Annotated in this window: 11 protein-coding genes; 4 read left to right on the top strand and 7 right to left on the bottom strand. The window is 56.4% G+C overall.

The window, feature by feature from the left end:
- The first annotated feature begins 90 nt into the window (after positions 1-90).
- Both ACR0AJ_RS06725 and ACR0AJ_RS06720 read left to right on the top strand, forming a co-directional pair.
- Positions 91-978: an FkbM family methyltransferase gene (locus ACR0AJ_RS06725; RefSeq protein WP_480740417.1), complete on the top strand. Its 888-nt coding sequence runs from the start codon at positions 91-93 to the stop codon at positions 976-978.
- A gap of 196 nt (positions 979-1,174) precedes the next feature.
- Entirely contained in the window at positions 1,175-2,245 is a 1,071-nt protein-coding gene (locus ACR0AJ_RS06720) for an agmatine deiminase family protein (RefSeq protein WP_480740415.1), read from the top strand.
- Between the two features lie 21 nt (positions 2,246-2,266).
- Here the strand turns inward: ACR0AJ_RS06720 and ispG are convergent, their stop codons facing one another.
- From ispG to hemA, 3 genes are all read right to left on the bottom strand, one after another.
- The gene (gene ispG, locus ACR0AJ_RS06715; RefSeq protein WP_170358927.1) at positions 2,267-3,388 is read right to left on the bottom strand and encodes a flavodoxin-dependent (E)-4-hydroxy-3-methylbut-2-enyl-diphosphate synthase; all 1,122 of its coding nucleotides are present in this window, start codon (positions 3,386-3,388) and stop codon (positions 2,267-2,269) included.
- Between the two features lie 71 nt (positions 3,389-3,459).
- Complete coding sequence (locus ACR0AJ_RS06710) at positions 3,460-4,671, bottom strand: helix-turn-helix domain-containing protein (RefSeq protein ID WP_170349025.1); 1,212 nt, start codon at positions 4,669-4,671, stop codon at positions 3,460-3,462.
- Positions 4,672-4,799: 128 nt separating this feature from the next.
- Positions 4,800-6,023, bottom strand: coding sequence for a 5-aminolevulinate synthase (gene hemA / locus ACR0AJ_RS06705; protein ID WP_480740413.1), 1,224 nt, complete (start codon positions 6,021-6,023; stop codon positions 4,800-4,802).
- 320 nt (positions 6,024-6,343) lie between these two features.
- Between hemA and ACR0AJ_RS06700 the strand changes: the two genes are divergently transcribed.
- Positions 6,344-7,729: a M20/M25/M40 family metallo-hydrolase gene (locus tag ACR0AJ_RS06700; protein WP_480740412.1), complete on the top strand. Its 1,386-nt coding sequence runs from the start codon at positions 6,344-6,346 to the stop codon at positions 7,727-7,729.
- Positions 7,730-7,873: 144 nt separating this feature from the next.
- Here the strand turns inward: ACR0AJ_RS06700 and lpdA are convergent, their stop codons facing one another.
- A complete protein-coding gene (gene lpdA, locus ACR0AJ_RS06695) occupies positions 7,874-9,268 on the bottom strand; it encodes a dihydrolipoyl dehydrogenase (protein WP_170410206.1) in 1,395 nt (464 codons plus the stop codon).
- A 216-nt stretch (positions 9,269-9,484) separates the two neighbouring features.
- On the opposite strand from lpdA, the gene ACR0AJ_RS06690 reads away from it, so the two are divergent.
- Positions 9,485-9,919: a hypothetical protein gene (locus ACR0AJ_RS06690; RefSeq protein ID WP_170349029.1), complete on the top strand. Its 435-nt coding sequence runs from the start codon at positions 9,485-9,487 to the stop codon at positions 9,917-9,919.
- Here the strand turns inward: ACR0AJ_RS06690 and ACR0AJ_RS06685 are convergent.
- The 3 genes from ACR0AJ_RS06685 to queA all read right to left on the bottom strand — a co-directional run bounded on the left by ACR0AJ_RS06685 (position 9,916) and on the right by queA (position 13,034).
- Complete coding sequence (locus tag ACR0AJ_RS06685) at positions 9,916-10,494, bottom strand: DUF924 family protein (RefSeq protein WP_170358939.1); 579 nt, start codon at positions 10,492-10,494, stop codon at positions 9,916-9,918. The genes ACR0AJ_RS06690 and ACR0AJ_RS06685 overlap by 4 nt on opposite strands.
- A gap of 109 nt (positions 10,495-10,603) precedes the next feature.
- A complete protein-coding gene (locus ACR0AJ_RS06680; RefSeq protein ID WP_170349031.1) occupies positions 10,604-11,875 on the bottom strand; it encodes an MFS transporter in 1,272 nt (423 codons plus the stop codon).
- Between the two features lie 112 nt (positions 11,876-11,987).
- Positions 11,988-13,034 (bottom strand): tRNA preQ1(34) S-adenosylmethionine ribosyltransferase-isomerase QueA, encoded by a 1,047-nt coding sequence (gene queA / locus ACR0AJ_RS06675; protein ID WP_170349427.1) that lies wholly within the window; start codon positions 13,032-13,034, stop codon positions 11,988-11,990.
- Between the last annotated feature and the right edge of the window lie 2 nt (positions 13,035-13,036).

Below are 13,036 nucleotides of genomic sequence, written 5' to 3'. Positions count from 1 at the left end.
AGGTTTGAAATCCAAATTTTTGTGTTGAACGAGATTTTGGTCTCGGGCATTGAACACGCTAAAGTAATTTATCCAAAGTCAGAGGCACGCATGAGCGATAACAAGAAATCTGGACTGTCCCGCGCGGCGCGAAGCGTACGCGAAGCAGGTCGTGTTCTGCGTGGCAAGAAAAAACCGATTGCCAAGCCATTGCCTAAGGAAGACGGAACTTCAGTTCAATCTTTGTATCCCGAAGCCCGCGAAAGCATTATCGTCGACATCGGCATGAATGACGGTAAAGACACAGTCTATTACCGTAAAAGAGGGTTCAACGTCATCGCCGTAGAGGCCATCCCAGATTTGTGCGCTGCGGTAACCAAGCATTTCGAAGACCTGGGCGTGGACGGCGTCGATATCAGAAATTTTGCTGTAACCGACGGCACATCGGATGAAGTCACTTTCTACGTAAACAAATTCAATTCGGCCTGGAGCTCGGTCAATGAGCGGATCGGAAGCCGGAAGGACGGGGCTGAAAAAATCGTTGTTCCGGCGGTTGATCTTTCGGAAGAGCTGGGGCCGGTTTCCGATCAGATCCTTTATGTAAAGATCGACATCGAAGGCTTTGACAGCGTTGCACTTTCGCAAATCATGAATCTGCCCAACCAGCCTAATTATGTTTCGGTTGAGAATGGCAGCCTGGATATGCTCGAGACGTTGCATAAGAACGGGTATGACCGGTTCAAGTTTTCCAACCAGAAATATGTCGAGTACCAAACCATCTCGCCTGCGTCACCGCACGGGCCGGTTCCCGATCACAAGTTCAAAACCAGTGCATCCGGAGTATTCGGTGAAGACATCCCTGGAAAATGGATGTCTTACGAAGATGCCGTAAAAGTTCAGGAAGGGCTGAATTTCGCCTCTAGTATCGCCCCTGACAACCTGTTTGCTGTGGTTGTCGGATGGTTTGATCTGCACGCAAAGCACTCATCCGCCGAGTAAGGTCATCTGCTATGTCGGGGAAACCGGGTCAGAGGTATTGCGAAATGCCAATGTCTTTGCCCCTTAGGGTTCGACCCTGCAAGCCTTCGCACTGGCCAGCCTACACTGCGTCAATCGGAAGGTCCAAAACCCTAACTACTTTCGGGCCATGAAACGATGACGTGCTTTAACGTCCGGGAACCGATATAAGATTGCCATGAACAGAAGGCATTTGATCCTGACCGGAGGGGCGCTGGGATTGATGGGTTGGTCCAATCACTCTGCATCGCAACCGGACTTGGGCTATTTTGTGCCCGCCGAGGAAACCCGCCATCAGCGCACCTTTATGCAATGGCCTAGCAGCCGACGGGTGTATTGGGATGCAGCCCATCTGGAAGACACGCAACAGGCCATCGCCGACATAGCCAACGCCATATCCGCATTTGAGCCCGTGGTCATGCTGGCTTCTGCGGCTGAGCATGCATCGGCAAAGCGAAAGCTCTCGCCAGCCATCGAACTCTGGGACATTCCGACCGAAGATCTTTGGTGTCGCGACTCTGGGCCGGTATTCGTCGTTAATGACGGCGGTCAGTTGGCGATCCGTCAGATTCAATTCAATGGTTGGGGCAAGAAGCAAGTCCATACGCATGACGCGCGCATCGCTGGTCGCGTAGCGGAACACTTGGACCTGCCCCTGCTGCCAAGCGGTTTACAAGGCGAGGCTGGAGGGGTTGAACAGGACGGGCACGGGCTGCTCATGGCGCATGAAAGCTCGTGGGTGAACAAGAACCGCAATCCCGGCCTATCGCGGGACCAGATCGAAACGCGCTTGTTGGCCGCCTACGGAGCAGATCGCATGATCTGGTCCGAGGGGGTATGGGGCGAAGATATCACCGACTACCATATCGACTCTTTGGCTCGTTTCACGGGGCCGGGGCGCGTTTTGATGAACCTGCCCGATGAGCCCGACATGCGGGACCCATTTCATCTGGCTGCACTGGATACACATGACCGATTGGCCGTCGAAGGACTGCAAATCGAGGTGATCCCAGAGCCCCATTCACCGCGCATCAGAGACCTGGATTTCGTCGCGTCTTATGTGAACTATTATGTGTGCAATAATGGTGTGATCATGCCTGAGTTTGGCGATATTGAAATCGATCTACTAGCGCAAGATGCAATTGCTCGCCACTATCCTGGGCGCGAGGTCGTTGCCCTGAACGTGGACGTATTAGGGCAATCTGGCGGCGGGATTCACTGTGCAACACAGCAGATGCCTGCGATCTAAAACTGCCCACCCGAGTTTAAGTTATTCTGCCGCTTCCTGCGCGGCATCCAGCTCGGCTGCCTTCTTTTCGACCTCTTCAACGATGTGGTCGATCATCTGGTCGTTGGACATCTTGTGGCTGGCCTTGCCCGCCAGATAGACCATACCCGACCCAGCCCCACCGCCGGTAAAGCCGACATCGGTCATCAAGGCCTCACCCGGGCCGTTGACCACGCAGCCGATAATGGACAGGCTCATCGGGGTCTTGATGTGTTCCAGCCGCTGCTCAAGCGCCTCGACCGTCTTGATCACGTCGAACCCCTGCCGCGCGCAGGACGGGCATGAGATGATGTTCACACCGCGATGGCGAAGGCCCAGAGATTTCAGGATCTCATAACCCACCTTCACCTCTTCGACCGGGTCGGCAGACAGGCTGACACGGATTGTGTCGCCAATACCCATCCACAAAAGGTTACCCAGCCCGATGGCCGATTTGATGGTGCCGGACACCAGCCCTCCGGCCTCAGTGATCCCTAGGTGAATGGGGGCGTCGGTGGCCTCGGCAATACCCTGGTAGGCAGCGGCGGATAGGAATACGTCGCTGGCCTTCACACTGATCTTGAATTCGTGGAAATCGTTGTCCTGCAGGATGCGGATATGCTCCAGCCCGCTTTCGACCATCGCTTCGGGGCAAGGCTCGCCATATTTCTCAAGCAGGTGCTTTTCCAGACTGCCCGCATTCACGCCAATCCGGATCGAGCAATTGTGGTCGCGCGCCGCCTTGATGACCTCTTTCACGCGCTTTTCGTCACCGATATTGCCCGGATTGATCCGCAAACAGGCAGCACCAGCCTCGGCAGCCTCAATCCCACGGCGATAATGGAAATGAATGTCAGCGACGATCGGCACCGGGCTTTCGCGTACGATCTCTTTCAGGGCTTTTGATGACGCCTCATCCGGGACAGACACACGTACGATATCGGCACCGGCCTCGGCAGCGGCTTGCACCTGTGCCACGGTCGCCGCAACATCGGTTGTCAGCGTGTTGGTCATCGTCTGAACGGCAATGGGTGCGTCACCACCGACAGCAACATCCCCAACCATGATCTGACGGGACTTGCGGCGGTAGATATTGCGCCACGGGCGAACGTGATTGAGCGACATGAGGACGGGTCCAAGACAACCTAAGTTGCGTCTTTAGATAGTCCGCCTGCCAGGACACCGCAATGGCTAGATCACTCGGCGGGGTCTTCTGAAACCTGTGCCTGAAGTTCAGCCACCAATTGTTTCAGCGCGCTGTTCTGATCAGCCTCAAGATCGGCAACCGCATAGGTTTCGGCAACCGCGTCCTTGGACAGAACAACGCCTTTAGCGACGGTCCCCGGCGCGCCCGCCGGTCCGTAATGTTCGCCGTTCATCGAAAAGAACACCGAACCCGAAGCACCCGCTCGCAGTTGAGGCGGCTCTTCCGTCAGCGGAACCTCGAACACATTACCTTGTTCAACCGTGCCAAGGGTGCCTTCGAAGATTACGCTTCCATCAGCTGCGGTGACCCGCATCCAGGCTGGTTTCACGGCGACAATTTTCAAGGTGGTGTCGATCTGCTCGACCACCTGCGGCAAGGCCGGGCGTTCGACAGTGTGGACCTCGGCGACCTCAACCTTCGGCAATTCCTGTGGCAGGAAGGTGCCCACAGTGCGCGGGTCCAAGGTAGAGATCGGAGCATCACGGGCGACCAGAACAGGAACGTCCAGCGCCTGTGGGCGATACAGACGGTCCAACGCCTCGGCGCTGGGGGTGGCCGCAACGGCAACTTCAGTTTCGGCACTGTCGCGCGCCGCATCCAACGGATCGAGATCGGAAAGAACCACCGGGGCCTGTTCGACTGGGCTTACCTGTACCTGCTGAATCTTGTTCAGCACCGACCAGCCGCCATAGCCAATGCCGCAGATCACTGCGACCAGAACCAGTGACGAGCCGATAGCCCGCGGTTCAATCTGGCTGACAAGGGATTCGCGACCGGGAATGTATGGCGTGTTGGGCGAGGTAAACGGATCACGCCCCATCGGACCGCGCGCCGGAACCGCGCCCGTGGGCTTGCGAACAACCGAAGCCTCGGCCGACATGCCATGCGCAACCTCGAACCCGCTTTCCTTACAGAAGGCGGCAAAAGTCTCATCCGGGTTCATCCCCAGATACCGGGCATAAGAACGCACATACCCGGCAATGAAGCCGGGTGTGTCGAACGCGTCAGGATCGGCGTCTTCGATTGCAGCTATGTAGTTGGCTTTGATCCGCAGTTCGCGCTGAACATCCAACAGGGACTTACCCATCGTTGCCCGTTCGCCGCGCATCCTGTCACCAAGCCGCACTTCGTAATCGTCAAAACCCTTTGGCCTGACGTCGGCTTCGTCCTTGGAATCGCGCTGAGATCTGCGCCCAATCATCCCTGCTGCCCCATTCTGCCTGCGCGCGTTTCGCGCTAACGGCGAATCATCCCATTAACGATTCGTCCGATACTTTTGTTAGCCTAAGCTTAACACGCGGCAAACGCGTTGCACACTTTAGCGTGAGGTTAACCGGCAAGTTCGGCGCGATTTAGCGCACAATGTGACCAAAGTTCGTCCATCGCCTGTACCAAACGGTTCATTTCGTCAGGCCCATGTACCGGAGATGGGGTAAAGCGCAGACGCTCGGTTCCGCGCGGGACAGTGGGGAAATTGATCGGTTGAACATAGATACCATGATCATCAAGCAGCCGGTCGCTGAGGATCTTGGTGTGTATCGGATTTCCAACAATCACCGGCACGATATGTGTACCGTGATCGATCAATGGCATGCCCAGCCCCTTGAGCCGCAGCTTAAGGATCTTGGCCTGTGTCTGATGCTGCTCACGCAGATCGCTCGCCGTTTTCAGGAAAGCGACCGAGGCCGCTGCCCCTGCGGCCACTGCAGGCGGCAACGAGGTGGTGAAGATGAAGCCCGGTGCATAAGAACGCACGGCATCGCACATTTTCTCGCTGGCGGCGATATAACCGCCCATTACGCCAAAGGCTTTGGCAAGGGTTCCGTTGATAATGTCGATGCGATGCGCCAGGCCATCGCGCTCAGTCACGCCGCCACCGCGCGGGCCGTACATGCCAACTGCGTGGACCTCGTCGATATAGGTCAGCGCACCAAACTCATCGGCCAGATCACAAATCTCTTCTATCGGACCAAAATCGCCGTCCATCGAATAAACGGATTCAAACGCAATCAGTTTGGGTGCTTTGGGATCGTCGGCCTCAAGCAATTCGCGCAGATGGGCAACATCGTTGTGACGGAAGATACGCTTGGCCCCACCATTGCGGCGCACGCCCTCGATCATCGAGGCATGGTTCAACTCGTCCGAATAGATGATCAGGCCGGGGAACAGTTTTGGCAAAGTGCTGAGCGTCGCGTCATTGGCGATATAAGCACTGGTGAACAGCAGCGCGGCCTCTTTGCCATGCAGATCGGCCAGCTCGGCCTCAAGCTTTTTGTGGTAGACGGTCGTCCCCGAGATATTGCGGGTCCCGCCCGAACCGGCGCCGGCGGCGTCAACGGCTTCGTGCATTGCGTTCAGAACAACCGGGTGCTGGCCCATGCCCAGATAGTCATTGCCGCACCACACAGTGATATTCTGCTGCGACCCGTCCGGGCGGGTCCGCACCGCATGCGGGAAATGACCATTGCGACGTTCGATGTCGATGAAGGTCCGGTAACGTCCTTCATCATGCAGCTTGGCAATCGCTGTATCGAGCTGAGCAGTATAGTCCACCGGTATCTCCTTACATGCCCGACCCATTGCATTTGTAGTCGGACAAAATTTCTGACGCTCTCACCGGACGAATCCGATTATACGCCAATGCGTTCCCTTGTGCCCCGTACGTATAGACAACATTGGGATCACACATTTGATTTGCATCAAATATCCCCTCGCACTCGCATCGACAAGTAAAGTTACGGCCATCGGGCGCGAGGAAACGACGCAGGCGCCACTCGGAGTTTCCGATATTATATCATATTCCCGCCAAAGCGCACTGGACGGCGCCGATTGCGCTGATAGGTTCTGCCAAATCTTGAAAGCAGGAGAACCCCATGTCGCTGGACGCCGTTCTGAACCGCATCGACACTGATCTGCAAACCTCAATCGACCGCTTGATGGAGTTGCTGCGCATCCCATCCATCTCAACCGACCCTGCGTATAGTGCGCAGGTAGATCAGGCCGCAGACTGGTTGGTCGCTGACCTACAAAGTATTGGCATCGCAGCGGAAAAGCGTGAAACCACCGGCCACCCCATGGTCGTCGGCCATATCGGAGAGGACAGCAACGCACCGCATGTTCTGTTTTACGGGCACTACGACGTGCAACCCGTTGATCCGCTTGAGCTGTGGAAACGCGACCCGTTCGATCCCGCCATTGAAGACACCGACAACGGCCCTGTCATTCGTGGGCGCGGGTCGTCAGATGACAAAGGCCAGCTAATGACCTTTGTCGAAGCTTGCCGGGCCTGGAAGGCCGTCAATGGCTCCCTGCCCTGCCGCATCACCTTTTTCTTCGAGGGTGAAGAAGAATCAGGATCGCCGTCCCTGGTGCCTTTCCTGCGGGAAAACGTGGCCGAGCTGAAAGCTGACTTGGCACTGGTGTGCGACACTTCGATGGTATCTCGCGGCGTACCGTCAATTTCCTCGCAACTGCGCGGCATGCTCAAGGATGAATTCACTATCACTGGCCCCCGCATCGATCTGCATTCGGGCCATTACGGCGGCCCCGGCCTGAACCCCCTGCGGGAATTGTCCAAGATCATCGCCTCGTTCTATGACGACGAAACCGGCCGTGTTGCGGTCGAGGGGTTCTATGAAGGCGTTCACGAAGTGCCCGCCGAGCAACTGCGCCAGTGGCAAAACTGTGGGTTTGACGAGGTCGAGTACCTAAGCTCGGTCGGCTATTCGCAACCCCATGGCGAAAAAGGGTATTCGACGCTGGAACAGCAATGGGCGCGCCCTACGCTTGAGGTTAACGGGTTGTGGGGCGGTTACAATGGTGCAGGCTCGAAAACCGTGATCCCGTCGCAGGCACATTGCAAGATCACCTGCCGTCTGGTCGGTGACATGGACCCTGACGCTTTGCGCACCAAAATCCGCAAACATGTGCAAGAGCGTCTGTCGCCCGACGCCAAGGTCGACTGGGACAACGATCTAGAAGGGTCCCCCGCTTCGGTTATGAATCTGGACCGCCCCGAGTTCGAAGCCGCCCGCGGCGCCCTGTCGGACGAATGGGGGCGCGAAGCCGTGTTCACCGGGATGGGTGGTTCGATCCCCGTCGTCGGTTATTTCAACACTGAACTTGGGTTGGATTCGATGCTGGTTGGCTTTGCCAACGATGACGATGCAATTCACTCGCCGAACGAAAAATACGACGTGAAAAGCTTTCACAAAGGCATCCGGTCCTGGGCTCGCATTCTGGACGCGCTGACGCGCTGATGAGTCCATGCGAAGCTCTGCCTCGCGCTCCGAGGTGTTTTCGGCCAGATGAAGTTAAGGATCCCTTGCTTCATCTGGCTATAAATATCTCGGGGGAGTCGCCCGGAACGGGCGGCGGGGGGCAAAGTCCCCACCCACCGTAGATTACATGTGGATGACCTTTCCATAAGCGTCCAGAACGCTTTCATGCATCATCTCTGAGAGTGTCGGATGCGGGAAGACCGTGTTCATCAGGTCTTCTTCCGTGGTTTCCAACTGACGACCAACCACATAGCCCTGAATCAGCTCGGTCACCTCGGCACCGATCATGTGGGCCCCCAGTAATTCGCCGGTTTTGGCGTCAAATACTGTTTTGATCAGACCTTCGGGTTCACCCAGCGCAATGGCCTTGCCATTTCCGATAAAGGGGAAACGACCGACTTTGATGTCGTAACCCAACTCTTTGGCTTTTGCCTCGGAGTATCCGACTGAAGCCACTTGCGGCTGACAATAGGTGCAGCCGGCGATGCTTTCGGGCTTTACGGGATGCGCGTGTTTGCCTGCGATCAGTTCGGCGACCATGACGCCTTCGTGGCTTGCCTTGTGCGCCAGCCACGGTGCGCCCGCGATGTCACCAATCGCATAGAGACCGTCAACTCCGGTGCGGCAGAACTCATCCGTTACAACATGGGTGCGGTCGATTTTCACGCCCAAAGCCTCAAGCCCAAGGTCTTCGACATTCCCGACGATCCCCACGGCAGAGATCACGGTATCGAAATCGTGCTTTTCGACCTTACCCTTCACTTCGATATGCGCCGTGACCTTGCCCTTGGCCCGATCCAGCTGCTTGACCATCGCTTTTTCCATGATGGTCATGCCTTGCTTGGTAAAGGCTTTCTTGGCCAGCCCGCTGATCTCGGCATCTTCCACCGGCAGCACGCGGTCCATCACTTCGACAACGGTCGTGTCAGCGCCCAACGTGTTGTAGAAGCTGGCGAATTCGATACCAATCGCGCCCGAGCCGATGACCAGAAGTTTCTTGGGCATCCGCGGCGGTTGCAGCGCGTGCTTATAGGTCCAGACCAGATCGCCATCAGCTTCAAGCCCCGGCAATTCACGCGCTCGTGCGCCGGTGGCCAGTACGATGTTTTTGGCCGTCAGCTCTTCGGTTCCTTTCTCGGTTTTGACCGAGACTTTGCCCTTAGAAGGAATCGTCGCTTGCCCCATCACCACGGTGACTTTGTTCTTTTTCAGCAAGTGACCGATGCCGCCTGAAAGCTGCGCCGCCACACCGCGCGAGCGTTTAACGACAGCATCAAGATCGTATCCGACCTTGTCCGCCTTGAGGCCGAAATCCTTGGCGCGCTCCATCAGGTGAAACACTTCGGACGAACGTAGCAGTGCCTTGGTAGGGATACATCCCCAGTTCAGGCAGATGCCGCCCAGATGCTCACGTTCAACCACGGCCGTTTTCAGGCCCAGCTGCGCCGCACGAATGGCAGCGACATAGCCGCCCGGACCAGCGCCGATTACGATCAGATCAAAAGATTGTGCAGCCATGTTTCCCTCTCGGCGCAGGACGGTTGAAAATTTAGTTTACCATTAAACTAATTTCCGAAACGCATCAACACACCATTCCCGCGACAAATACGACGTGGGATCATCGGTATCAGTTTATGCGGTTTTCAGCCTATACCGGGCATCCTTCAATGGCTAGAACATAGATGTCGGGTTCGCCCGCCATTTCATAAACGCAAATCATTCGAGAGGCTTACCATGGCCAAAACACTTAAAGATCTGCTGCTTGCATTGCTCAACGCGACACTCATCCTCGTGGCGCTTTGCTTATTTCTAGGTTGGAAACTGGCATCGACAGTCGAGGGCGTCACCACGGTCTTCTCGGAAAAAGTCCAGATTATCGCGCCCTTGAAGGACGAAATTCTCGGCGTTCGGGGGGAACTTGCGGCGCTACGCAATGATCTTGCCGAGGTGCAATCAAGCGGCTCAGTCACAGATATTGCCGAAAAACTGCGGATATCCACGGCGCTGGTAAAACTGGATAATCTGGAACAAAGAATGCAAGGCGCGCAAGCCAGCATTGCCGAGTTGACCGACTCTCCGGACAAGCTGATCAATTCCGCCATAGAGAAATCGGCCGACGTGGTCGCCGACCGAATTATTGCCATTCGAGGTTGCGTGCCGCAGTCCTAGAGGGACGCCTGCAATTCGCGTACCGTCGAACCATATCCACCCATGTCGACATAGGCGGCTTCGTGTTCGGTCATCGGACGGTCCAGTGCTTCGTTCCGATAAGGGAAACGCCCAAATTTGCGTATCACCTCACGATGTGCTCGTGCGTGCAGCAGATTGCTTTTATCGCTGTCACTCATGTTCTGGCACATCAAACGGACACAGCGTTCCTGATCACACAGATTTTCCGAATGCATCATCGGCAGGTAAAAGAACTGCCGCGCTGGTTCGTCGATCTTGAGATCCCACCCCTTGTCCACCGCACATTTCGCGGCCGACAATGCGGCGCGATCTGACGCGAAAGCCTTGGCGCTACCGCGGAACATGTTGCGCGGGAACTGGTCCATCAAAATGATGTAGGCCAGTGACCCACTAGGATACGTCAACCAAAGAGAGAATTTGCCTTCATTCGCGGCTTCCCAGGTGGTCAAAAACCGTTCGCGAATGTCTGCGTCCAAGGCATCGTCCTGTAGATACCAACCTTTGGGACCAATCTCATCTAACCAATAACTCAATACTTCTTCAGGCCCTACCATTGCCCTAACTCCGTCGTGTTGCCCTCCCCAGGGACGTAAGGTCATTTAAGGATGTTTTTCAGGATTGTAACAGTAAAAAATTGCAACATTCGCGACATATTCTTGTGTCTTAGGCAACATCTTGCGTTTCGGCCTCGGCTTCGGCGGCTTCAATGGCAACCTCTTGCGCCACTTCGACCGCAACTGGCGAGGCTGTCGCGTAGACAGGAGACATGGTGCCGGTCTCATCCACCGGGATCGCCGCACGCTGCGTCATTCGGTACAGCGCATAAACAGCCATCGTCGCAAGCAACGCGGCGATGAACAGGAAGAACCCCTGCGGGCCAAAGACGCTGTCCCCCATCAGCCAGCCGGTGATCAGCGGGCCGGCAATCGCGCCAAGACCGTTGATGAACAGCAAACCACCCGAGGCTGCGGCCATATCTTCATGATCCAGAAAATCGTTCGCGTGGGCAATCAACAGCGAATACAGCGGGTTCGACATGCCTCCGATCACGAAGGCCGCGCCCAGCAGGATTGGAAAAGTGACTCCGAACAACATGCCCGCCAATGCTGCACACGTCCCCACTCCTGCAACCAACATGATCAGGAAGCGCCGATCCATGCGATCCGACATCCAGCCCAACGGGTATTGAAGCACCAAGGCACCGATATAGAACGCAGCAATAAAGGTCGAAATTTCAACCAGAGTCAGGCCTGCGCGGGCACCGTAGACCGACGCCATACCGAACTGAGCCGAGAACACACCACCCAACAGGAACATGCCGACGCAGCCCAAAGGTGAGCTTTTGAAAAGCTCGCGCAGTGTCATCGGTTTGGTAGTATCGAATGCTGGTGTTGGTGAAATTGACAAAAGAATGGGAGCAAAAGAAATCGAAACCAAAATAGATGCGACAACAAAAGTGTCGAAACCAGCTGGGTCCCCCAACAAGACCAACCCTTGGGCAGTGATGATGCCAGTCATCTGGAAGATCATGTACAGCGACAAGGCCTGACCACGATTTTCATTGCTGGCCGCATTGTTCAGCCAGCTTTCGGCGGTGACATACACGCCGGAAAAGCAGAACCCAATTACGAAGCGACCCAGAATCCAGACAAACGGATTGGTCATCAACGGGTAAAGGATCATGACGGCCGAAATGAAAGACGCCAGTGCAGCAAACACCCGAACGTGTCCGACCCTTCGGATCATTTCCGGTGCAAGGCGCGAACCGCCCAGAAAACCCATAAAATACGCTGACATTACGAACGACATCTCAAGGGTCGAAAAGCCCTCGATCTCGCCCCGAACTCCCAGGATCGTGCCTTGCAGGCCGTTGCCGACCATTAGCAAGCCCATACCAAGAAGAAGCGCCCACGCGCTGGACAGGACCTGAATCATTGGGGCCTCCGAAAAATGCCGACCTGAACTCTGGATTCGTTCTTATATGAAAAACGGCTCTGATCGCGCTTGTCTACGACATTGCAGGTAGACGATCCCAACAACGCGCCCCTTATGGGATCAAAAGCGACGCGTCTCCGTAGGAAAAGAAACGATATTTCTGTTCAATCGCATGCGCGTAGACATCACGCATCCGGTCCTGCCCCATCAGTGCCGAAACCAGCATCAGCAGCGTGGATTTCGGCAGATGGAAGTTGGTCATCAACGCGTCGGTGACGTGGAATTCAAAACCGGGATAGATGAAGATATCAGTATCACCCTCCCACGGCTCGATCTGCCCGGACCGTGCGGCGCTTTCGATCAGGCGCAGCGCGGTGGTGCCCACAGGTATCACCCGCCCTCCGGCGGCTTTGGTAGCGCGGATTTCTTCGACGGCCGCGGCGCTGACCTTGCCCCATTCGGCGTGCATCTTGTGGGTGGTTACATCTTCGACCTTGACCGGCAGGAAGGTCCCCGCCCCCACATGCAAGGTCACATGGCTGATGGTGACGCCGCGGGCTGCAAGCGCCTGCATCAGTGCCTGATCGAAATGCAACGACGCAGTAGGGGCTGCGACGGCACCCGAGTTGCGCGCCCAAATCGTCTGATAATCGGTCTTGTCTTGTTCGTCCGCCGGGCGCTTGGCGGCAATGTACGGAGGCAGTGGCATTGCCCCCGCCTGTTCCAGCGCGGTGTCGAAATCCTCACCCGTCAGGTTGAACCGCAGATAGGCCTGCCCGTCTTCGACCCGGTCCAGCGTGGCGCTGAGGTCATCGGAAAACGTGATCTCTTCGCCCAGCTTGACCTTTTTCAACGGTTTGATCAGCGCCGCCCAAGTGCCGTCGGCCTGTGGGTCCAACAGGGTCGCCTCGATCGCCGCCGAAACCGGCCCCTGGGCGCTGTTGCGACGTCGGCGACCAATCAGGCGCGCAGGGATGACGCGTGTGTCGTTCAGCACCAGCCGGTCGCCAGGTTGCAGCCAGTCCGGCAGATCGAACACATGTGCATCCGATACCGCATCGCCATTGGCTACCAACAGTCGCGCGGACGAGCGCGGGCTGGCAGGTCGTGTGGCAATCCGGTCTTCGGGCAGGTGGAAATCAAAGTCGCTGAGTTTCATGG

It is taken from the genome of Ruegeria sp. CJ9, assembly GCF_056536625.1.
The sequence above is the reverse complement of the archived record's forward strand: the minus strand, read 5'-3'. Positions and strand labels throughout refer to the sequence as shown.

Excerpts from the sequence above, each read along its gene's own strand:
- ACR0AJ_RS06725 (WP_480740417.1), top strand. The coding sequence starts at position 91 with ATGAGCGATAACAAGAAATCTGGACTGTCCCGCGCGGCGCGAAGCGTA.
- ACR0AJ_RS06720 (WP_480740415.1), top strand. The coding sequence starts at position 1,175 with ATGAACAGAAGGCATTTGATCCTGACCGGAGGGGCGCTGGGATTGATG.
- ispG (WP_170358927.1), bottom strand. The coding sequence starts at position 3,388 with ATGTCGCTCAATCACGTTCGCCCGTGGCGCAATATCTACCGCCGCAAG.
- ACR0AJ_RS06710 (WP_170349025.1), bottom strand. The coding sequence starts at position 4,671 with ATGATTGGGCGCAGATCTCAGCGCGATTCCAAGGACGAAGCCGACGTC.
- ACR0AJ_RS06700 (WP_480740412.1), top strand. The coding sequence starts at position 6,344 with ATGTCGCTGGACGCCGTTCTGAACCGCATCGACACTGATCTGCAAACC.
- lpdA (WP_170410206.1), bottom strand. The coding sequence starts at position 9,268 with ATGGCTGCACAATCTTTTGATCTGATCGTAATCGGCGCTGGTCCGGGC.
- ACR0AJ_RS06690 (WP_170349029.1), top strand. The coding sequence starts at position 9,485 with ATGGCCAAAACACTTAAAGATCTGCTGCTTGCATTGCTCAACGCGACA.
- ACR0AJ_RS06685 (WP_170358939.1), bottom strand. The coding sequence starts at position 10,494 with ATGGTAGGGCCTGAAGAAGTATTGAGTTATTGGTTAGATGAGATTGGT.
- ACR0AJ_RS06680 (WP_170349031.1), bottom strand. The coding sequence starts at position 11,875 with ATGATTCAGGTCCTGTCCAGCGCGTGGGCGCTTCTTCTTGGTATGGGC.
- queA (WP_170349427.1), bottom strand. The coding sequence starts at position 13,034 with ATGAAACTCAGCGACTTTGATTTCCACCTGCCCGAAGACCGGATTGCC.